This is a genomic window from Streptomyces violaceorubidus, from assembly GCF_000717995.1.
GTDB lineage: Bacteria > Actinomycetota > Actinomycetes > Streptomycetales > Streptomycetaceae > Streptomyces > Streptomyces violaceorubidus.
Window position 1 is genome coordinate 1 of the sequence record NZ_JODM01000007.1, and the last position, 20,336, is coordinate 20,336.

Genomic DNA, 20,336 nt, shown 5'->3' on the forward strand with positions numbered 1-20,336 from the left:
GTGTTGGCGGACGGCGAGGTCGATGGCGGCGGCGGTGTTCTCGGGTGCCATGCCGGAGGAGCCGCGGTGGGCGATGACGTCGGGTCCGGTGGCGGCCTGTGCGGTCGTCGAGGTCGCCGCCAGGGCCAGACCGCTCAGCACCGCCACGACCACCCCGGCAGCCCTGCCGCTCGCGCGCCTCACCGCGCCGTCCCGGGAGCGGTCGGAACCGAGGGTGCCGGTGCGGGCAGGGCGTCGAGCACCGCGGTGGCGGTCGTCATCGCATCTCCGGAGGGCTCGTCGGGGTAGGGGTCGTGCCGCTGGTTCCAGGCGTTCTCGAGCGCGAACCAGTCGATGGCGGCCGGAGGCCGTCCCGTGACCAGGGCGGTGTCGAGGGAGTCGAGGTACGTCGTCCAGCGCGTCGCGTAGAAGTCGCAGACCAGCCCGGACCACTCCCGGTTGGCGTAGTCCCGCAGGCCGCCCGAGTCGCTGCCGGAGCGGTGGCCCCAGGTGGTGAGGATCGAGCGGGCGTCGAACTCGGCGGCGTCGCGCTCCGCCCCGGTGCGGCCCCAGGACCTGGCGTCCGCCAGCCACGGGCCGAGCAGGAAGCGGGCGTCGGTGGCGAGCAGCCGGTCCAGCAGGGCCATGTCGGCCTTCCACTCGGCCGCCCCCGCGCGGAACCGGGACAGGTCACCGGCGTCGTAGGCGGCCTTGATCTCCGGGAGCAGGGAGCGGCTGCGGTTGGCCAACGCCTGGCGGGCGACGTCGACCAGGTCGAAACGGTAGGCGTCGGTGGTCCGCAGGGCCGGTGCGACCTTCAGCAACTCCGCCAGCGCCCGGCGCACCGTGTCCGGGTCGTAGCGCATCGCGCCGGGACTCCAGCTGGCCGCCGAGGTCGCCGTCAGCCGGGGACGGGCGGTGAAGAGGCTGTCCTGCGCCTCGCTCCAGGTGCCCGAGGGCATGCTGTACGGGCCCGTGCGCAGCAGCTCCCAGGCCCGGGCCGCGTGCGGATCGGGTCCGCCGTAGCGGCGTTCCGCGTACGCGGCGAACCAGGCCGCGTGGTCCACCGGCCCCGTGCGCCAGGCCAGTTCGGCGAACAGCTCGTGGGCGACCGGATTGCCGCCGGTGCCCTCCGGCAGGTAGGCGATGCCCGCGAGCGTGCTGCCGGGTTCGCCGCGCCACCGGTCGAAACGCTCGGCCCACACGGCGGTGTTGGCGCCGACGGTGGTGTGACCGCCGAAGTTGGGGATGGTGCCGAACGCGTAGGGCGCACCGTGCCAGGTGGTCTCGCGGTCGAGGCCGTCGTAGCGGTCGGACAGACCGTCGACGATGAGCAGCCTGCTCTTGTCGACGGCGTCGATGATCTGCGTCGACGGATTGTTCTGCCAGCCGATCAGGGTCCACACCGCACCGGGGCGCGCCGTCTGGAGCGCCTCCATCACGGCCCGGGCGGCATCCGGGACGGGCACGTTGCCCGGTCGGCCGCCTTCGTGCAGCAGATCCATCTTGTACATCGTGGAGTCGCCGAACAGCTCACGCTGGTGGCGGTAGAACGAGGCGGCGACCCCGGCGAACACGTCGGTGCGCGGGTCCAGCCAGTCGGGCCGCTCGAAGCCGACCCACTGGCCCTGGGCGACGACCGTGCCGCCGGGGTTGCGGTCGGTGAAGCCCGGCGGCACGGTGCCGTAGTAGCCGGGGAGCACGGGCGTCATGCCCAGCTCGCGCAACCGGTGCGCGATCCTGCGGCCGAGTGCGGCGCGGTCCTCGATCAGCCGCTCGGAGACGGGCCCGGCGAAGCCGGACATGTTCTGCATCAGCCACCACGGCTGGTGCGCGGGGCCCGGAATCCAGGATCTGAGCTCCTCCGGCGAGTAACCGAACTCCTGGAGGGTCTCGTAGTAGACCGCGTCCGCGCCCATCTGCACGAACACCTCGTTCGCCCCGTGCAGGGCGAGCAGATCGATCTGCTTCTCGTAGGAGGCCCAGTCGCGGTAGGCGCCGGAGTAGCCGTCGTCGGTGTCGTTGAGCGCGAAGCGGTGCGGCACCGAGGCCTGCCGGCGGACGGTGCCGTCGGGCGCGGGCAGGGTGCGCGGCAGCTTGGCCGTGCTGCGCCCGGGCCATCCGATGTCCACCTTGGCCGTGTACTTGAGGTACCAGTTGACGCCGCTGAGGATCACCGCGGGACTGGTGCCGCGGACCCGGACGTGGCCGGCGCGGCCGGAGACGCTGAACCAGTCGCCGGAGGCGGGGCGGCTCACCGGGACCAGCGTGAACTGCGAGACGTGGCGCGGCAGCATCCGGGCGAGCGCCGCCCGGGCGGAGTCCGTGGCGAAGGCCGGTCCGTGCGGCGGGGACGCGGCCGCGGGGGAGGAGGCGGGGGTGAGCGGGGTGGTGAGAAGAGCGAGGGCGGCGGCTGCGCAGAGGGCAGCCCAGGGTCTGAGGCTTCTCACGGTCACCTCTGGGGAGTTGTCGACGGGGTGTTGGTGAATATGGGGGTGGGCGAGCAACCAGTCAAGGGCGCCCCGCCGCGCGCAGGTGGGTCTTCGGACACCGCCGGGACGCGGCGGCGGTGGCCGGAACTCCGCTTGTGGCTAGGAGGTTCGTCGCGCCTGGTACACGGAGTCGTAGAGGGGGAAGACGTGCCGCAGGCCGGTCAGGGCGAAGAGCTGCTTGGTGGGGGCGTCCGTGATGACCAGCTTCAGTTCGCCGTGCACCGACTGGACCCGTTTGAGGGCGCCGACCAGCACACCCAGGCCCATGGAGTCGATGAACGCCACTGAGCGCAGGTCGACGACGAACCGGCGGCAACCGTCCGCGAGCCGCTCGATCATGTACTGCTTGATCGTCGGCACGGTGTACACGTCCACCTCGCCGCGGATCTCCACGATGGTCCAGTCCTCGACGGTGCTGTGGCTGATCTCGATGGGAGGTTCCATACGTACCCAACGGCATGCCCTGGGCAGAGGTGGCGCCGCACATTCGTTCTGCATATGCGTGAACGACTGGCCAAAGGATCACCTCAGGTATTGACCGTGCCCCAGACTGGGCGCATGGAGTTCTTCTGCTACCACCGCGACCGCACCGGCTCCCTCCCCCTGCGCGAGGAACTGATCGAGGCGCACTGGTCCTACATGGACGGGTACGCCGCGGAGATGATCGCGCGCGGCCCGACCCTCACCGCGGACCGCGAGGTCCCCACGGGCAGTGTGCACGTACTCGACCTGCCCGACCCCGCCGCCGCCCGCACGTTCGCCTTCGACGAGCCCGGCCACCAGGCGGGCGTCTACCGCGACGTGCTGCTGCGCAGGTGGCGCAACACGCTGGGCCGCACCATGTGGGACTTCCCCGGCGGCCGGAGCGGGGGCGACAGGTTCCTGGTGCTGGGCCTGGGCGCCGGGGAGGCAGTCGACCTGGAAGTGCCGCCGGGACGGGACGAGCTGATCGCCTACGGCCCCCTGCTGTCCGACGACGGCGACACCTGGCTGGGTACGGCGGCGCTGGTGCGGGCACCGGACCCGGCCACGGCACGGGCCCTGCTCACGGTGGACCGGTACGCCGAGATCGAGGTCAGTCCCTGGCAGTTCGGCGGACGTCCGTCCTGAACCGGCACCGGCACCGGCGAGGCCGGGACGGCGCCGGACCGCCCTCGTTCGCACCGGGGCAAGGGGGTAGCGCCCTCCCGCACGCGGCACCCCCGCCTGGAGCCGTGCCGAACCGCGGGACCGGTCGCCGGCGCGCCTCGACCGGCTCCGTCGGCTCCGCCGTGCGGGGTCCGCCGTTCGGGCCCATCCTGGAAGCCGGGCCACGAAGCCCACAGACCGACCCACCGGGAGGTCCTGTGATTCTGCTCGCGCTGCTTCTGCCAGTCGTGATGATGGCCTTCCTCTTCGCCGCGGACGCGCTCGAAGACCTGATCTTCCCGCCCCCGGCGGCCCCGGACGAGGACGCCCCGGCCGGGGACATCGCCCGGACCACGTCCCCCTGAGCGCGGCGCACCTCGTTCCGCCCCCTTCGCGGCACGGTGACGGCCGGCTGGGACGCGGTCGCCAAGGGCACGCCGTACGCGTGGGAGAACCGGTACCGGTACACCGGCACCTTCCGTAGCGCCGACGCGCCGCCCGGCGGTGGGAGCCGCTCAGGGCGCCGGGGACCAGCGCGGCGGCACACCGGCGAGCCGGCAGACGAGGAAGTACAACGGGATCGGCGCGGTGTAGGGCGAGTCGCCGTCGGGGCCGTGGATCAGGCGCGGCCCCGACGCCGCCCGCGCGCCCGGCCGCGCCCGGGTCCAGGACGGATCTCCGGCGACGTAGGGGGCGCTGGAGGGCCACGCGACGCCGATGTCGGATCCGGAGGGGACGATCCACCACCAGCGCCCCTCGTCGGCGAACACACACCCCGCGCGGGGAAGGCGGGCCAGAATGCGTTCGCCGTGGGACGCGGGGGTGCCCACGGCATCGTGTCCCAGGCCGGCGCGTACTCCGGCGGGGAGGCTCAGGGGGGCCGGGCTCGGGCGGGGCCGGCGGGCGGTGCCGGACGGGCACGAGCGGTCACGGACGGTGGCCGGGGACGGACGTGGCTCACGGGTGTGCTGCAGGTCCATGGGGGGTGGGTCCTTTGGCCGCGACCGACGTCGGGAGAACGTTGTCAGGCGAGACCGTCCCCCGAGGGTGGGGGGACATGTCGCCGACGGGGCGGTCCTGGTCGTCGGTCGAGAAATGCGGGCGGAAGGGGCAGGGGGTGGTGGAGCCACTGTGTCATCCGTCAACAACCGTGCGCAACCAGCAAGTTGAAAATTGCAGGTGCCGGAGTGCATGCTCCTGCGGCGGGACGACGCCCGTGACAGACTGGCGTGTCCGGGCCCGGGCGCGGGACGGCGAAGGGAAGACGGTGTGACCACGGAGACCGACTGGGGCGGCGCCCCCTCCGTGCTGCGGATGATCCTCGGGAGGCAGTTGGAGGAGTTCCGCACCCGCGCGGGCCTCACCTTCGAGCAGGCCGGTGAGGCGATCGGGGTGAGCCACTCCACGATCCGCCGGATGGAGGCGGCCAAGGTGGCCCGGTTGCGCCTCCCGGACGTGGAGAAGCTGCTCCAGGTCTACGGTGTCCGCGACCAGCAGGAGATCGACACCTTCCTCAAGTCGGCGCGCGAGGCGAACAAGCGGGGCTGGTGGCACACCTACCGCGACGTCATGCCGGACTGGTTCGCGGCGTACCTGAGCCTGGAACAGGCGGCCCTGCACATCCGCGCCTACGAGGCCGGTTTCGTGCACGGACTGCTGCAGACCCCGGCCTACGCGCGGGCCCTGCTGGGCGCGGGCAATCCGCACGCCTCCACCGTGGACACCGAGCGGAGGGTGGCCCTGCGCATGCGGCGCCAGGAGATCCTCACCCGCCCCTCGCCGCCCCGCCTGTGGGTGGTGATGGACGAAACGGTCCTGCGCTGGCCCGTCGGCGGCAGTGAGGTGATGCGGGAGCAGGTGGACCATCTGATCGAGGTGGGGCGGCTGCCGCACGTGACCCTCCAGATCATGCCGTTCGCCGGCGGACCGCACCCCGCCCTGCGCGCCGGCGCCTTCGACCTCTTCCGGTTCCGGGCCCCCGAACTCCCCGACATCGTCTACCTCGGCGGACTCGTGGGCGCCGTCTACCTGGACAAGGGCGACGACGTGGTGGTCTACCGCGAGGCCCTGGACCGACTGGGCGCCCAGGCGGTGCCCGCCCGGGGCACCGAGGAGCTCCTGGGCGCGCTGCGCAAGGAGTTGTGAGCGCTTCCACTCGTACCGCACCACCCCCATGGAGAAAGGCGAACGATGTCCGACAGCGGATGGCCGGCCGACCGAATCGACACCGAGCACGCGCACTCGGCCCGGATCTACGACTACATCCTGGGAGGGAAGGACTACTACCCCGCCGACCGGGAAGCGGGTGACGCGATGGCGCGGGAATGGCCCGCGCTGCCCGTCCACATGCGCGCCAACCGGGACTGGATGAACCGCGCGGTGCGGTGGCTGGCTGAGGAGGCGGGCATCCGCCAGTTCCTCGACATCGGCACCGGCATCCCCACCTCGCCCAACCTGCACGAGATAGCCCAGTCGGTGGCCCCCGCCTCACGGGTCGTCTACGTGGACAACGACCCGATCGTCCTCACCCTCTCCCAGGGACTGCTGTCCAGCACGCCCGAGGGCCGCACCACGTACATCGAGGCGGACTTCCAGCGCCCGGAGGCCGTCCTCGAGTCCGACGAGTTCCGCAAGACGCTGGACCTGGCCGAGCCCGTCGCGCTCACCGTGATCGCGATCGTCCACTTCGTCCTGGACGAGGACGACGCGGTCGGTATCGTCCGCCGCCTCCTGGAGCCCCTGCCCTCGGGCAGCTACCTCGCCATGACCATCGGCACCGCCGAGTTCGCCCCCGAGGAGGTGGGCCGGGTAGCGCGCGAGTACGCGGCCCGCGACATGCCGATGCGGCTGCGGACCCTCGACGAGGCCCACGAGTTCTTCGAGGGGCTGGAGCTGACCGAGCCGGGCATCGTCCAGGTCCACAAGTGGCGTCCGGACGGCACCGGGGAGCAGGGCATCCGGGACGAGGACATCGCGATGTACGGGGCGGTGGCCCGCAAGCCGTGACGGTCCGCAAGCCGTGACGGTCCGCAAGTCGTGACGGTCCGCGGGCCGTCACGGCTTGCGCACGGCGTCGGGCGGCCGGGTCAGATCACGCGGAACAGGTCCGCGGCGGCGTGCACGTCGGTGAAGTCCTCGACGGAGCGGAGGTTGTCGCACAGCGCCGCGAGGACCGATCCGGCCGCCGCGACGCGCGGGGCGCCGATGCCCACGCCGAAGACCCGGAAGCCCAGCCGGCGCTTGGCCTCGTTCCAGCCCCGCATCCACGCCTCGGTGACGCCGCAGTCGTCGTCGGTGAGCATCACGATGTCGCCCCGGGTGCGGGCGGCGTCGTTGAACTCCTCCTCGAGGAGTTCGCCCGCCGCCGACAGGGGCCGCTGGTAGCTGGTGCCGCCACCGAGGGCGTCTCCGCGAAGTCGAGGGTGCGGGTGAAATCCGCCGGCCGGCCGGCCGGGAAGCGGAAGACCCGGAGCCTGTCGGCGGCGGAGAACACGATGCCGACGAAGTCACGCCCCGCGTGGCGGGCCTGGTCCAGCAGGGCCAGCGCGCACGCCTTCGCCCACGCCTCCCGGGTGATGCCGCCGGGCCCCGCCTCGTACATGGAGTGCGAGGTGTCCACGCAGGCGATGACGGCGCCCCGGCCGGTGGCCTGTTCGCCCTGGCTGTCGTAGAGCATCAGCTCCCGGGCGGCGTAGCGCGCGGCGAACACCGCGCGCAGCTCGGGCAGTCCGAGATGGGCCAGTTCGGAGGGGACGACCCGGGAGAGGTCGTCGCCGAGTGTGACCCCGATCAGTTCGCCGGTGGCGTTCTCCACCTTGCGCGCCCGTTGCCCGTCGGCCATCCGGCGGAAGCGGCCGATCAGTTCGGCCCACTCGGCGAGCCGGCCGGTGCGCAGCCGCTCGGCCAGCCGGGCGCGCTCGTCGAAGGCCATCCGCTCCAGCTCGCCGGACCCGACGCCCCAGGCCCGCATCAGCGCGGCCTCCCTCCGCGCGGCCGACGCCGATCTCGCCACCGCGCCGCTCGCGGCGGCACGGATGCCGGGTACGGCCACCGCGAGCGACCGGGCGGCGTCGGAGGCGGCCCGTGCCTGGGCGGCCTCCGCCTCCTCGACCGCCCGTCGTACGGCATCGGCGGCGGGTCCCGGCACGGTGCCGTCCTCTCCGGCCTCGTCGGCGGCCTGCCGGAGCGCCTCAGCCACGGCGTCCGCCGCGTCCTCGGCCTTCCGCCGGGCCCGCTCCGCCCGCTCGTCCCGGTCCCGGGCGGGCCGGGAGTCGTCCAGCATCCGGCGCAGCGCGCTGCCCTGGGCGAGCACCGCCATGGCGGCGGCGTACGGGTCGCCGACCGTCTCCCGGTGCAGTTCGGCGAAGTCCGGTGACTCCAGCAGCGCGGTGACGATCCGGTGGTTGACCAGATGGGTGGGCGTCATCTCGGTGGCCTCGCGCAGCCGCGGAGCGGCTTTGTAGGCGGCCAGGAACGCGTCGGTGAGGAGGTCGTCGGTGTGCGGTTGGCGCACGCCCAGGTCGTCGGCCAACTCGCGCAGCGCGGCCGACTGTTCGTAGGTGTCGCGCCAGGCGATCCGGTCGAAGCGGTCCGCGACCACGGCCCCGGTGTGCCGTGCGGTGGCGCCTGCCGACCGGGCCAGCCACCTCCCGGCCAGGTCCGTCAGCCCGCCGAGCCGGCCCGCCGACCCGCCCGTGTCCGGGTCCGTGCCCTCGTCCATGGTGCCGTCCCGCCCCGTGCTCAGAGCTGGGCCCGCACGGTGCTCGCGTCCACGCCCAGGGCCTCGGTCAGCACCCGGGCACGCACCGCGCGCTGACGGCCGGTGACCCGGTCGATGGCGGTGGTGGAGCGGCCCGCGCCCACCGCCTCCTCGCGCAGTCTCTCCAGCCGCTTGCCCGCCGTGGCCAGCTGGTTGTGGGCCTTCTTGATGACCCACTCGCTGAGCGCCTCGCGGGACTGCCCGGCCATCGCGTCGAGCTGGGCCTCCAGTTCCCCGATGGTGTCGGCGAGGTCCAGGGCCTCTTTGGCGTCGGGGTTGACCAGGTGCAGCACCTCCCGCTCGACGGTCGGGCGCTCGGCGGGAGAGTCCCACAACACGTGGGTCAGCACCGACAGATCGCGCTCCGCGACCGAGGAGCGCCCGTCGAGGTACGCGGACGCCTGGAGCAGGCCCACCGCCTGCCGCCAGCGGCGGTCGGAGGCGATCAGCTCCTTGCGGCGCAGGGCGGCCCGGAGCGTGCACACCGCGTCCACGATCCCGTCGGGCACCTCCACGGCGGGGACGCCCTCGCCCACGGCGTGCCGCAACGCGGCCAGGTCCACGGTGGTCCGCCTCGGCGCCGCCCGGCGGCCCACGGCGGAGCGGACCAGAGCGGCGAAGTTCGACGGGTCCTCCAGGTACGTGACCTCGATCCGCACCAGCAGCCGGTCGTAGATCGCGGCCGAGTCCTCGCCGTCGGGCAGCTCGTTGCTCGCCGTGATCGCGCCGATGAGGGGGCAGCGGACGGGCTCGCCGCCGCTCTCGGGGTGGTAGATCCGCTCGTTGAGATAGCCCAGCGTCTCGTTCAGCGCCGCGGTGGAACACTTGAAGATCTCGTCGATGAAGGCGACGTGCGCGGTGGTGGCGCGCCCTTCGTAGACCTGGCGGTACTCCCCGCGCGCCAGCGCGGCGACGTCGATGGGCCCGAACATCCTGGTAGGCGCGGTGAACCTGGACAGCAGGATCTCCCAGTAGGACGCCCCTACGATCCGGCCGGTGAGTTCCCCGGCCAGTTCGGACTTGGCCGTTCCCGGCGGGCCGAGCACCAGCGAGTGCTGACCGGCCAGCAGCGTCACCAGCAGCGTCCGCACGACGTCCGCCCGCTCGTAGAAACGGTCCGACAACTCGTCGCCGATCGCCCGGAGTCGCGCTGCCGTGTCCGGTGCGGCCGCTGCCTCCTGCGGATCGTGCGGGCCCATGGCCGACTCCTCCCGTGTCCTTCGGTGGCGGTCCTGGCGGTCCTGGCGGGCCGGCGGGTCAGAGCCTATCCCGCACAAACGTCCGCTTCGTCGTCCCGCCCCCGACCTGCCCCTCGGCCCGCGCCTCGGTGGTGCCATCGACCAGACTGTCCACCATGAACCATTTCTTCCCGCCGTCGGCCCGCATCGTGTCGGCCGTGACCGCTTCCGTCCTGGCGGCCTGCTGCCTCACCGCGTGCTCCGGGGGCCGGGGCGAGGCGCCGGCGGCCCTCCGCGTCAACCAGGTCGGATACGCGTCCGGCGAGAAGAAGTTCGCCTATGTCATGGGGGACCGGGACACGCTGGCCGACGCCGAGTTCGAGGTCCTGGACGAGCGGGGCGACACGGCCGGGCACGGCGCCCTCGGCCCTTCCCTCGGCGGCTGGAACGGCACGTACACCGCCGTGCGCACGATCGACCTCTCGTCGCTGCATCGCACCGGCACCTACCGGCTGCGCCTGCTCGGCGCGGGCGGGGACCCGGAGGTCCGCTTCCGGGTGGCACCGGCCGGGCAGTTGCTGGACCCGCTGCGCTCGGACACCGTGCGCTTCTTCGGCACCCAGCGGGACGGCGAGGAGGTCCTGGCCGACGCGACCGGACGGGTGCCCTCGCACCTGACCGACGAGCGGGCCCGCGTCTACGCGCCGTCCCGCACCGGCTCGGCCACCGGGGGGACGGCCGCCGGCCCGGACCTGACCGAGGTCGGCGGTCCCGTGGACGTCTCGGGCGGGTGGTTCGACGCGGGCGACTTCCTGAAGTTCACGCACACCGCCTCCTACGTCGTCGCCCAGATGCTGACCACCGTCCGCGACACCCCCTCGGTGCCGGGGCTGCGGGAGGAGGCACGGTACGGCCTGCGATGGCTGGACCGGATGTGGGACGGGGAGACGGGCACGCTCTACGCCCAGGTGGGGCTCGGGTCCGGCGGCAAGGGGGTCCGCGGCGACCACGACGTGTGGCGGCTGCCGGAGGAGGACGACCGGCTCACCGTGCGACCCGGGGACGCCGACTACCTGATCAAGTACCGGCCCGTCTTCCGCGCCAACGAACCCGGGGAGCCCCTCAGCCCCAACCTCGCGGGCCGGGTGAGCGCGGCCTTCGCCCTGGCCGCGCAGACCGAGGCCGAGGACCACCCGACCGAGGCCCGCCAGTGGCTGGACAAGGCCGCCGCCGTCTACGCCCGGGCGGACACGCGGCCCGACGAGGGCGCGCTGGTCACCACCACGCCCGCGGACTACTACCAGGAGCACTCCTGGCGCGACGACCTGGAATGGGCCGCCGTCGAACTGGCCCGCGCCGCCGACGCCCTGGGCGATCCGCGCGGCTCGGGGTGGAGCGGCGAGGCGGTCGGCTGGGCCCGCGCGGCCCTGCGCGAGGATCGCGGCGGCGTCCTGGGCCCCGCCGACGTCAGCGCCCTCGCCCACGCCGACGTGCTCACCTCGGCGGACCCCGACGAGGGCCTCGCGAAGGCCCTCGGGGCGGAACTGAGGCGGCAGGTGGAGACGGGGAGGCGGCGCGCGGCCGGGGACCCCTTCCGGTCGGGCGTCATACCCACCGACTTCGACGCGGTGCCGAACACCTTCGGGCTGCTGGCGACCGCCGAGCTGTACGCCCGTGTCACCGGCGACCACCGGTTCGACGACTTCGCCGCGCAGCAGCGGGCCTGGGTCTTCGGGGCGAACGCCTGGGGCACCAGCTTCCTCGTGGGCGCGGGCGCCCTCTACCCGCACTGCCTCCAGCACCAGGTCGCCAACCTGGCGATGAGCCGCACCGGCCGCGGCGACATCCTGCGCGGCGCGGTCGTCAACGGGCCCAACGGCGCGGGCCTGCTGAAGGAGCCGGAGACCTTCGACGGGGCGCGCCCCTGCTCCTTCACCCCCGACGGCCGCAAGTGGTCCGAGTTCGACGGCCGCGGCGCCGGTTACGTCGACGACGTGCGGGCCTGGCAGACGGTGGAGCCGGCGGACGACTTCACCTCGACGGCCCTGTACGCCCTCTCCCTGACCGCCGCACGGTCCTGACCCGGGGAGCGGCCCCGGTGCCGGGGGCCGGTCCCGGGGCCGCTCCCCGGGTCAGGAAGCGGTCGGCCAGGTCCGCAGCAGGGCGTCCAGCGCGTCGAGGATCTCCGTCCAGCTCTCCTGCGAGTCGGGGGCGCTGTGGCTGAACCCTCCCGAGGCCTCCAGAGCGACGAAGCCGCTGAAGACGCTGCCCAACAGCCGCACGGCATGGGTCTGGTGGGGTTCCGCCAGGTGGTAGCCGCGCAGGATCGCCCGCGACATCTGGGAGTGCCGTGCCCCGGCACTGGAGGCCGCCGCCTCCGCGTCGAGGGGGAACTGCGTGGCGGCGAAGCGGCCCGGGTGCGCAAGGGCGTAGTCGCGGTAGACGTTCGCGAACGCGGTCAGCGCGTCCTTGCCGGCCCGGCCGGCCACCGCCTCGGAGGCCCGGTCGGCCAGCTCCTCCAGGGCAAACAGCGCGATCCCGGTCTTGAGGTCGTGGGCGTTCCTCACGTGCGAGTACAGGCTCGCCGTGCGGACGCCGAACCGCCGGGCCAGCTCCGTCGGAGTGGTGCGTTCGAAGCCGATCTCGTCGGCCGTCTCGGCCCCGGCCCTGATCAGACCCTCGGTCGTCAGTCCTACCCGAGCCACACCCGTCCTCCGCATCGCTCACCCGGCAGCCATGGGAGATTATGAGCTTGCCTAACAAGTTTAGGCAAACTCGGCATCCCGGTACTCGCGGGCCGCCGTCATCAGCTCGTTGAGCGCGTCCCTGGTGCGGACGAGGTCGGCGATGTGCTCGGTCAGCCGGTCCCGCTCCTCGGCCATGCGCTCCAGTGCCGCATCGGAATGGTCCGCGCTGGGCGCGTCCACGCAGGGCAGCAGCTCGGCGATGGTGCGGCTGGAGAGGCCCGCGGTGTACAGCCGCTGGAGGAACCTGACCCGTTCGACCTCGTGCTCCGTGTACTGGCGCTGGCCGCCCGCGCTGCGGGTGCTGACCAGCAGCCCCTGGTCCTCGTAGTAGCGCACCGACCGGACGCTGACCCCGGCCCGCGACGCCACTTCTCCGATGCGCATGCCCTGCTCCCTGCCGTGATCCGCGGCACACATACTTGCCTCTGACGTCAGTGTCAGGTTCTAGCGTAACCGTCGTGCCCGAGATCCGGGCCCGCGGACGACCAAGGAGTCCTGGCATGACGTCCCTCTTCGACCGTTACCGGCTCGGCGACCTGACGCTGCCCAACCGGACGGTCATGGCCCCGATGTCGCGCGGGCGTGCCGCCGCGGGCGGACCTCGCTCCGGTGGACGAGGCCACGTACTACCAGGGCGGTGACGCGGGCTACCTGACCTACCCGGCGTACCGGCGCACGGCCTGACGGCGGCCCGGGGGGTCGGCGGGAGCTGCCGTTAGCATGTTCGAGCCCGCGACGATCCGTGCGAGCGAGCTCTTTGTCCGACCCCTAGCAAACGGGCCACACAAGTGAACACCACACCCACACGAATATCCCCGCGAAGAGGCCCCGGCCTCCTGTTCGCCGCGTCGCGCCGGCCGCGGGCGGTGCTGTGGACCGCGGCGGGTGCGGTGACGCTCGGTTTCCTCCTCGCGCTGGAAGTGGCCGCGCGGCACTACGGTGTGCGGGGCCCGATCACCGAGCAGGCCCGCGAGGTGGTCTTCGCGCCCGACTCGGGGCCGCTGCTGTACGCCGGCCTCGCCCTGACGATGGTGGTGCTGACCTGGCGGCAGCGCCTGGTCGCGGCCGGTGCCGCGGTCGGCATCGACCTGGTCTTCTGGCTGGTGCGCTGGGTGGTCGGCGCCGACATGAACTTCGGCAACGGCGCGCTGTGGGTGGTCCTGGGCTGCGCGGTCGTCGCCGTGACGCGGCGCCGGGGCGGCGAGCGCGCCCTGCTCCTGAAGGGCACCGGGCTGGGGCTCCTGCTGGTGGCCGGGCACAAGACGGGCGACACCTGGCTGCTCATCACGTCGCAGACCCGCAAGGCGGTGCTCGACCCGTACGTCGCCACCGCCGACCGGGCGCTGGGCAACCCCTCGTGGCTGGTCGGCCGGTTCGTCGGGGCCACCGAACCGGTCGGCGACCACGTGCTCCACCTCGTCTACGGCCAGCTGCCCCTGGCCGCCGCCCTCGTCGGGCTGTACCAACTGCGTCACGTGGCACGCGAGCGCCGTTTCCCGAGCCACCACCTCGTGCGCACCTTCCTCGTCATCGGCCTGCTCGGGCCCGCCGTCTACATGATCTTCCCGGTGGTCGGGCCGGTCTTCGCCTACGGCCCCGACGGCGGCCAGTGGGCGGTGGCCGACCTGTGGCCGCACACCCTGCCGCCGGGCGGTACTCCGCACCCGATCCCGTTCGACGACATCACCCCGCGCAACTGCATGCCCAGCCTGCACACGGCCTGGGCCACGACGCTGTTCCTCCACTCCCGCAAGGGCTCCGGAGCCATGCGGTTCGCGGGGACGTTCTGGCTGGTCGCCACCCTCACCGCGACCCTCGGCTTCGGGTACCACTACGGCGCCGACCTCATCGCCGGTGTGGTGTTCGCGCTCACCGTCGAGGCCGCGATGCGCGCGTTCGCGCGGGGCTGGGACCGTGCGGCCCTCGGGCTGGTCGCCTACGGCGCGGCGGTGTTCGCCGCGCTGCTGGTGTCGTACCGGTTCCTGCCGGTGGAGATGGCCGAGCACCCGTGGGCGGCCGGGCCGCTGCTCCTCCTCGCGATGGGCTCCGTGATCCTCGGCTTCGTGCGGACCACCAGGCGGTGGGAGGCCGAGGCGGTACCGGTGCGGCAGCCGGGACCGCCGCGCCCCGCGGAACCGCAGCCCGAGCTGGTCTGAGGCCCGGGCCGGGGGCTACTTGAAGTAGTGGCCCTGCTCCAGGTCCGCGACGAGTCCGGGCTGGACGGGCTCCCACCCCAGCAGCTCGCGGGTCAGGACGCTGGAGGCCGCGCGGTTGGCGGCGAGGGGGCCCGCCAGCCAGCCGAAGTGGGCGTCCGCGTCCGAGGCCGGGACCGACACCACCGGCAGGCCAAGCTGCCGGCCGACCACCTCGGCGAGGTCCCGCACGGGCAGGCCCTCCTCCGCCACGGCGTGCAGTGTCGAACCCGCGGGGGCCTTCTCCAGCGCCAGGCGGAACAGGTGCGCGGAGTCGAGACGGTGCGCGGCCGACCACCGGTTGGTGCCGTCCGCGATGTAGCCGGAGACGCCCTTGGCGCGGGCGATGTGGATGAGGGCCGGGACGAACCCGTTGTCCCCCTCGCCGTGATTGGTCGGCGCCAGCCGCACCACCGAGGACCGGACCCCGCGGGCCGCGAGGGAGAGGGTCAGTTCGGCGGTGAGGGCGCGCACGTGCTGGGCGTCGCCCCGGTCGGCCGCGGCCGGGTCCGGGTCGTGGCCGTCGCGTTCGGTCGCCACCCGGCCGGGAAGGGCGGGGGTGCCGGACGCGATCGTGAACGGCCGGTCGGAGCCGGCGAGCGCCTCGCCGATCACCTCGACGGCCCGCCGGTCGGCCTCGCCGGCGCCCTTGAAGTCCCCCGAGAACGCGATGTCGTGCTTGAAGGCCAGGTGCACCACCCCGTCCGAGTCGGCGGCCGCGCCGCGCAGGACGTCGAGGTCGTCGAGGGTGCCGCGGACCACGTCGGCCCCGGCCGCGGTGAGCGCCTCGGCCGCGGCGTCCGAACGGGCGAGCCCCACGACCTGGTGACCCGCGCCGATGAGCTCGGGAACGACGGCTGAACCGATCCAACCGGAGGCGCCGGTGACGAAAACACGCATGAGATTCCCTCCAGAGATGTCCGTACATGGCGACTGCCGGTCCGGCCGGGCGCGGGCACGGCGGCGGGCGCAAGGCGCCGGAACTGTCGATGACAGCCGCTGTCATCGACAGTAACATGCGATGTCAGTCACTGTCATGCCTCGGACGCTGCCGCAGAGCGGACCCCGGTGCCTCGGTGCGGGGTGGCCGCTGTGCCTGGGTGCTGGGTGGCGGCGGTGCCGCGGAGCGCATTGGCCGCGGGTCGTCGCCCCAGGCGTCCGGCGTCGTCGCGTGCCCCGCGGTGTGCCCCGCCGCGCGTGCCACCGCCTTGCTCCGGCCGAAGACCTCGCACTGCGCCGGCACGTCACCGGCCCGGGGGACCCGTCCGAGCGTCGCGCTCCCAAGCCCGGATCCTGTTGCAGGGGCGCGGACGGCGGTCGAGGGGAGGAACAGCTGCAGCGGGAAACCGGGGCTGTCCGCCACGCCGGCCGAGCCGGTCCGGCCGGGCGGAGCAGAAGCCGTCGAGATGTGGATGCATGCCCTCGGTCCTGGCGACGCGGGTAGGCCTGACCGGCCGGCCGGCCGGCCGGACCGGGACTCGACTGGACTCGGCTCGGCTCGGCTCGGCTCGGCCGGAGTCTGCGGCAGGGGTCAGGCCTTGTCCTGCATGGACTCCCGGGCCGGATTGCGCTGCTCGGCGGCCTTGAAGTCCCTCTCGCCCGCCTTCTCCCGTACCCCCTTGGCGATGCGCTCCCCGATGGTCCGGTCGATGTTCGACCAGTACGCGAAGGCCCGCTGGAGCACGGGTTCGGTCACCTCGTTCAGGAGGTGGTCCACCACGTTGGAGACCAGCCGGTCGCGGGCCGCGTCGTCCAGCACCTCGCGCACCAGGGTGCCCGGCTGCCCCCAGTCGTCGTCCTCGGCGTGGCTGACGTAGGCCGTGCGGGTGATGGCCCCGTCCGTCTCCCAGCCGGGCGGTGTGCCGAAGTGCTCCGTGTCGGCGGCCGGACCCCCCTTGGAGTTCGGCGCGTAGACCGGGTCGGTCGTCTTCCGGTAGGCCATCGCACCGTCCTTGGAGTAGGTGCGGACGTCGACCACCGGGGCGTTCACCGGAAGCTGCTGGTAGTTCGCGCCGATCCGGTAGCGGTGGGCGTCGGCGTAGGAGAAGAGCCGGGCCAGCAGCATGCGGTCCGGGCTCGGGCCGATGCCGGGGACCAGGTTGTTGGGCTGGAAGGCGGCCTGCTCGATCTCGGCGTGGTTGTCCGTCGGGTTCCGGTCAAGCGTCATGCGGCCGACCGGGATCAGGGGGTAGTCGCCGTGCGGCCACACCTTCGTCAGGTCGAAGGGGTTGAACCGGTAGCCCGCGGCGTCGGCGTACGGCATCACCTGCACGTGCAGCGTCCAGCTGGGGAAGTCGCCGTCGCGGATGTGCTCGAACAGGTCCCGCATGTGGTAGTCGGTGTCGGCCGCCGCCATCTGGTCGGCCTCGTCCTGGGTGAAGAACTCGATGCCCTGGTCCGTCTTGAAGTGGTACTTCACCCAGAAGCGCTCGCCCGAGGCGTTGATCCACATGTAGGTGTGGGAGGTGTAGCCGTTCATGTGGCGCCAGGTGCGCGGGATGCCGCGGTCTCCCATGAGCCAGGTGACCTGGTGCGCGGACTCCGGCGAGAGGGTCCAGAAGTCCCACTGCATGTCGTGGTCGCGCAGGTTGCTGTCCGCCCGGCGCTTCTGCGACCGGATGAAGTGCTGGAACTTCATCGGGTCCTTGACGAAGAACACCGGCGTGTTGTTGCCGACCATGTCGTAGTTGCCCTGGCTGGTGTAGAACTTCACCGCGAAGCCGCGCGGGTCGCGCCATGTGTCCGGGCTGCCGCGCTCGCCCGCGACGGTCGAGAAGCGGGCGACCAGGTCGGTGCGCGTACCCGGCTGGAAGACCGCCGCCTTGGTGTAGGCGCTCACGTCGTGCGTCACTTCGAAGTGGCCGAAGGCGCCGCTGCCCTTCGCGTGCGGCTGGCGCTCGGGGATGCGCTCCCGGTTGAACTGCGCCATCTGCTCGATGAGGTAGGCGTCCTGGAGGAGGACCGGACCCGCCGGGCCCGCGGTGAGCGAGTGTTCGTCGCTCTCCGCGGGCGCGCCGGAGTCCGTGGTGGTGGCAGGCGGGGTGTCCGTCATGGAACTGCCTTTCGTCGGGGAGGGGCTGACGCCCGGAGAGCGCGCGAGACGGACACGGGGCACGGGGCCCCCTCCGACCTGCCCGGCAGAGCGTCACCGCCGATGCCCGGGCCGCGCCCGCCCGGGCCCACGCGGTCCCCGCGGCACGCCTGCCCCCAGGTGGCCACGCCGGTCCGTTCCGCGTGCTCGCCCATCCGTGCAGGACCCTCCGGAGTGCCGTCGTCCGTATCAGTCTCCGCCGCCGGCCTGCGCCCGCAAGCGGAGCGGGCGGCACGAGCGAGGGGGAGGGGCGCGCGCGAGGTGGAGGAGCACGTTCCCGCGACATGGAGTTCTCCCGCGCCCACGTCACCGGCGTGGGGGACGGGAGTCGTCGAGCCGGGTGAAGGGCTGCTGGGGCCGGGTGAGGACCTGCTCGGGCCGGGTGGATCACGTGGTCGGCGACGGTGAGAAACTGGCGGTGCCCGCGACGCGCCGCGGCCGGACGGTCACGCGGCACGGGTCGCCCGCCCCCGCTTCCACCGGAGAACGCCATGAGCCACGCCGCCGACCCCAGCCGTTACGACGGCACCATGCACTACCGCCGCACCGGACGCTCCGGGCTCGACCTGCCCGCGCTGTCCCTGGGCTACTGGCACAACTTCGGTGACGACAAGCCGTTCGAGACCCAGCGGCGGATCGCCCTGCGCGCCTTCGACCTCGGCATCACCCACCACGACCTCGCCAACAACTACGGCCCGCCCTACGGATCGGCCGAGATCAACTTCGGCCGGATCATGCGGCAGGACCTGGCGCCGTACCGCGACGAGCTGGTGATCTCCACCAAGGCCGGCTGGGACATGTGGCCCGGTCCCTACGGCCAGGGCGGCGGCTCCCGCAAGTACGTGCTCGCCTCCCTCGACCAGTCCCTGAAGCGCATGGGCCTCGACCACGTCGACATCTTCTACTCCCACCGCCTGGACGCCTCCACTCCGCTGGAGGAGACCATGACGGCGCTGGACACGGCGGTGCGGCAGGGCAAGGCCCTCTACGTCGGCATCTCCTCCTACGACGCCGAACGCTCCCGGCAGGCCGCGGCGATCCTCCGCGACCTGGGCACGCCCCTGCTCATCCACCAGCCGTCGTACAACCTGCTCAACCGGTGGATCGAGACCGAGGGCCTGCTCGACGCCGCCGCCGACGAGGGCTTCGGCGTCATCGGCTTCACCGCGCTCGCCCAGGGGCTGCTCACCGGCCGCTACCTCGACGGCGTGCCGGAGGGCTCCCGCGCCACCCAGGGCAAGTCCTTCGCGACGGACTGGCTCACCGAGGACACCGTCCGACGGCTGCGCGCGCTCAACGGCATCGCCGCCCGCCGGGGCCAGAGCCTGGCGCAGATGGCGCTCGCCTGGGCGCTGCGCGACCCGCGCGTCACCTCGCTGGTGATCGGGGCCTCCCGCCCCGAGCAGCTGGAGGAGAACGTGGCCGCCCTGGCCAACCTCTCCTTCGACGACGACGAACTGGCCGAGATCGACGAGTACGCGGTCGTCGACGGCGACGTCGACCTGTGGCGGCAGGCGCGCACCGGCGACCTCGGCTGAGGCGATCCCTGCCCGGGGTGGCGCTCAGCGCCCGCCGGTGATGCGCAGCACCCGGGGCGGCCGGTCGGCCGGTTCGGGCAGCCGCAGCGGCTCCCGGCCGGGTGTGATGCTGCCCAGCAGTGACGCCCGGCGCGCACCCGTGCCCGAGGGGATCGCGCCGGGCAGGCCGTTGACGGTCAGGAAGCCCAGAAGGGCGAAGGCCAGTGCCTCCTTGGCGTCGTACGGCAGCCCGAGCTCGTCGCTGGGGCCGAGGCCCACCCCGGGCAGCTCCTCGGCGATCATGCGCATCAGCACCGGGTTGCGCGCACCGCCGCCGGACACGATCAGCCGCGTGACACCGTGCGCGCGGCAGGCGTCGGCCACCGTCACGGCGGTGAGCGCGGCCAGGGTGGCCAGGACGTCGTCGGGTTTGGCGACGGGCGCCGCCGCGAGCGCCTCGAGCAGGTACGGCAGGTGGAAGTGCTCCTTGCCGGTGCTCTTCGGAGCCGGCCTGCCGTAGTAGGGGTCGTCCAGCAGCAGCCGCAGCAGCGCCGGATCGACCCGGCCCGCCCCGGCCCGGCGACCGTCCTGGTCGTACTGGGCGACGCCGCCGGTGAAGTGCCGTACGGCGGCGTCCATCAGGGCGTTGGCGGGACCGGTGTCGAAGGCGAGCGGCTCGGTACCGGGGGCGACGACGGTGATGTTGGCGATCCCGCCCAGGTTGAGGGCGGCGGGGACGCCGGGCAGCGCCGCCAGGGCGAGGACGTCGGTCATGGCGACCAGCGGCGCCCCCTGACCCCCGGCCGCCACGTCGTTGGCGCGCAGGTCGGACACGACGGGCAGGCCGGTCGCCTCGGCGATCCAGGCAGGCCTGCCGAGCTGGAGGGTGCCGCGCACGGCGCCGTCCTCGACCCAGTGGTACATGGTCTGCCCGTGCGAGACCACCAGGTCGGCGCGGCCCCCGCACAGCTCGCGCACGGCCCGCACGGCCACGTCGGCGAAGGCCTGCCCGATGCCGGTGTCGAGCCGGGCGACGGTCCGCATCGTCGCCCCAGCCGGTGGCAGGCTGCTCGCGATCAGGTCGCGCAGCTCGTCCGGGTAGGGGTTGGAGAGATGGCCGAGCGGGCGCATCACCAGTGCCTCGCCCCGCAGTTCGAGGTCGGCCGCGGCCACCTCGATGGCGTCGTAGGACGTGCCTGACATCAGGCCGATCACACGCACGGTGCACTCCTGTGGGGGTGGGACGGGGCGGA

General features: G+C 73.1%; 16 protein-coding genes and 3 pseudogenes. 8 read left to right on the top strand and 11 right to left on the bottom strand.

Going from position 1 to position 20,336, the window contains the following annotated elements:
• The 3 genes and pseudogenes from IE94_RS37930 to IE94_RS0112530 all read right to left on the bottom strand — a co-directional run.
• Positions 1-183: pseudogene (locus IE94_RS37930) on the bottom strand (hydrolase); the annotation flags it as partial.
• Complete coding sequence (locus tag IE94_RS0112525; RefSeq protein WP_051777463.1) at positions 180-2,429, bottom strand: alpha-N-acetylglucosaminidase; 2,250 nt, start codon at positions 2,427-2,429, stop codon at positions 180-182. The pseudogene IE94_RS37930 and the gene IE94_RS0112525, both read right to left, overlap by 4 nt.
• 141 nt (positions 2,430-2,570) lie before the next feature.
• The gene (locus IE94_RS0112530; RefSeq protein WP_030182538.1) at positions 2,571-2,915 is read right to left on the bottom strand and encodes an STAS domain-containing protein; all 345 of its coding nucleotides are present in this window, start codon (positions 2,913-2,915) and stop codon (positions 2,571-2,573) included.
• A 114-nt stretch (positions 2,916-3,029) separates the two neighbouring features.
• Between IE94_RS0112530 and IE94_RS0112535 the strand changes: the two genes are divergently transcribed.
• Both IE94_RS0112535 and IE94_RS39100 read left to right on the top strand, forming a co-directional pair.
• A complete protein-coding gene (locus IE94_RS0112535) occupies positions 3,030-3,581 on the top strand; it encodes a YciI family protein (RefSeq protein ID WP_030182541.1) in 552 nt (183 codons plus the stop codon).
• Positions 3,582-3,817: 236 nt separating this feature from the next.
• Complete coding sequence (locus IE94_RS39100; protein WP_037922471.1) at positions 3,818-3,964, top strand: hypothetical protein; 147 nt, start codon at positions 3,818-3,820, stop codon at positions 3,962-3,964.
• Positions 3,965-4,114: 150 nt separating this feature from the next.
• On the opposite strand, the gene IE94_RS0112545 is transcribed toward IE94_RS39100, so the two are convergent.
• Positions 4,115-4,579: a hypothetical protein gene (locus IE94_RS0112545; protein ID WP_030182543.1), complete on the bottom strand. Its 465-nt coding sequence runs from the start codon at positions 4,577-4,579 to the stop codon at positions 4,115-4,117.
• 289 nt (positions 4,580-4,868) lie between these two features.
• Here IE94_RS0112545 and IE94_RS0112550 point away from each other — a divergent pair, with 289 nt between their 5' ends.
• Positions 4,869-5,744 carry a helix-turn-helix domain-containing protein gene (locus IE94_RS0112550; RefSeq protein ID WP_030182545.1) on the top strand — a complete coding sequence of 292 codons (876 nt, stop codon included), beginning with the start codon at positions 4,869-4,871 and terminating at the stop codon, positions 5,742-5,744.
• A gap of 45 nt (positions 5,745-5,789) precedes the next feature.
• Entirely contained in the window at positions 5,790-6,605 is an 816-nt protein-coding gene (locus IE94_RS0112555) for an SAM-dependent methyltransferase (protein WP_030182548.1), read from the top strand.
• Positions 6,606-6,685: 80 nt separating this feature from the next.
• On the opposite strand, the pseudogene IE94_RS35440 reads toward IE94_RS0112555, so the two are convergent.
• Both IE94_RS35440 and IE94_RS0112565 read right to left on the bottom strand, forming a co-directional pair.
• Positions 6,686-8,319, bottom strand: a pseudogene (locus IE94_RS35440) (VWA domain-containing protein).
• A gap of 20 nt (positions 8,320-8,339) precedes the next feature.
• Complete coding sequence (locus tag IE94_RS0112565; protein ID WP_030182550.1) at positions 8,340-9,557, bottom strand: AAA family ATPase; 1,218 nt, start codon at positions 9,555-9,557, stop codon at positions 8,340-8,342.
• Positions 9,558-9,712: 155 nt separating this feature from the next.
• On the opposite strand from IE94_RS0112565, the gene IE94_RS0112575 reads away from it, so the two are divergent.
• Entirely contained in the window at positions 9,713-11,617 is a 1,905-nt protein-coding gene (locus tag IE94_RS0112575) for a glycoside hydrolase family 9 protein (protein WP_030182552.1), read from the top strand.
• 51 nt (positions 11,618-11,668) lie between these two features.
• Here IE94_RS0112575 and IE94_RS0112580 read toward each other — a convergent pair whose 3' ends face one another.
• Positions 11,669-12,241: a TetR/AcrR family transcriptional regulator gene (locus tag IE94_RS0112580; protein WP_030182554.1), complete on the bottom strand. Its 573-nt coding sequence runs from the start codon at positions 12,239-12,241 to the stop codon at positions 11,669-11,671.
• A gap of 60 nt (positions 12,242-12,301) precedes the next feature.
• The gene (locus IE94_RS0112585; RefSeq protein WP_030182555.1) at positions 12,302-12,667 is read right to left on the bottom strand and encodes a MerR family transcriptional regulator; all 366 of its coding nucleotides are present in this window, start codon (positions 12,665-12,667) and stop codon (positions 12,302-12,304) included.
• Positions 12,668-12,783: 116 nt separating this feature from the next.
• Between IE94_RS0112585 and IE94_RS39105 the strand changes: the two are divergent.
• Positions 12,784-12,937: pseudogene (locus IE94_RS39105) on the top strand (alkene reductase); the annotation flags it as partial.
• A 134-nt stretch (positions 12,938-13,071) separates the two neighbouring features.
• Positions 13,072-14,439, top strand: coding sequence for a phosphatase PAP2 family protein (locus IE94_RS0112595; RefSeq protein ID WP_037922474.1), 1,368 nt, complete (start codon positions 13,072-13,074; stop codon positions 14,437-14,439).
• Between the two features lie 15 nt (positions 14,440-14,454).
• On the opposite strand, the gene IE94_RS0112600 is transcribed toward IE94_RS0112595, so the two are convergent.
• Positions 14,455-15,375, bottom strand: a complete 921-nt coding sequence (locus IE94_RS0112600; RefSeq protein WP_030182567.1) for an SDR family oxidoreductase — start codon at positions 15,373-15,375, stop codon at positions 14,455-14,457.
• A gap of 631 nt (positions 15,376-16,006) precedes the next feature.
• On the bottom strand, positions 16,007-17,527 hold the full coding sequence (locus tag IE94_RS0112605; protein WP_030182570.1) for a catalase: 1,521 nt from the start codon (positions 17,525-17,527) through the stop codon (positions 16,007-16,009).
• Between the two features lie 530 nt (positions 17,528-18,057).
• Here IE94_RS0112605 and mgrA point away from each other — a divergent pair.
• Complete coding sequence (mgrA, locus tag IE94_RS0112610; RefSeq protein WP_030182573.1) at positions 18,058-19,104, top strand: L-glyceraldehyde 3-phosphate reductase; 1,047 nt, start codon at positions 18,058-18,060, stop codon at positions 19,102-19,104.
• A gap of 24 nt (positions 19,105-19,128) precedes the next feature.
• Here the strand turns inward: mgrA and IE94_RS0112615 are convergent, their stop codons facing one another.
• On the bottom strand, positions 19,129-20,304 hold the full coding sequence (locus IE94_RS0112615) for an anhydro-N-acetylmuramic acid kinase (protein WP_030182574.1): 1,176 nt from the start codon (positions 20,302-20,304) through the stop codon (positions 19,129-19,131).
• Between the last annotated feature and the right edge of the window lie 32 nt (positions 20,305-20,336).

Bases quoted from the DNA above. Each gene is read 5' to 3' on its own strand.
- IE94_RS0112585 (WP_030182555.1), bottom strand. From the start codon at position 12,667: ATGCGCATCGGAGAAGTGGCGTCGCGGGCCGGGGTCAGCGTCCGGTCG.
- IE94_RS0112530 (WP_030182538.1), bottom strand. From the start codon at position 2,915: ATGGAACCTCCCATCGAGATCAGCCACAGCACCGTCGAGGACTGGACC.
- IE94_RS0112605 (WP_030182570.1), bottom strand. From the start codon at position 17,527: ATGACGGACACCCCGCCTGCCACCACCACGGACTCCGGCGCGCCCGCG.
- IE94_RS0112545 (WP_030182543.1), bottom strand. From the start codon at position 4,579: ATGGACCTGCAGCACACCCGTGAGCCACGTCCGTCCCCGGCCACCGTC.
- IE94_RS0112600 (WP_030182567.1), bottom strand. From the start codon at position 15,375: ATGCGTGTTTTCGTCACCGGCGCCTCCGGTTGGATCGGTTCAGCCGTC.
- mgrA (WP_030182573.1), top strand. From the start codon at position 18,058: ATGAGCCACGCCGCCGACCCCAGCCGTTACGACGGCACCATGCACTAC.
- IE94_RS0112555 (WP_030182548.1), top strand. From the start codon at position 5,790: ATGTCCGACAGCGGATGGCCGGCCGACCGAATCGACACCGAGCACGCG.
- IE94_RS0112575 (WP_030182552.1), top strand. From the start codon at position 9,713: ATGAACCATTTCTTCCCGCCGTCGGCCCGCATCGTGTCGGCCGTGACC.
- IE94_RS0112535 (WP_030182541.1), top strand. From the start codon at position 3,030: ATGGAGTTCTTCTGCTACCACCGCGACCGCACCGGCTCCCTCCCCCTG.
- IE94_RS0112565 (WP_030182550.1), bottom strand. From the start codon at position 9,557: ATGGGCCCGCACGATCCGCAGGAGGCAGCGGCCGCACCGGACACGGCA.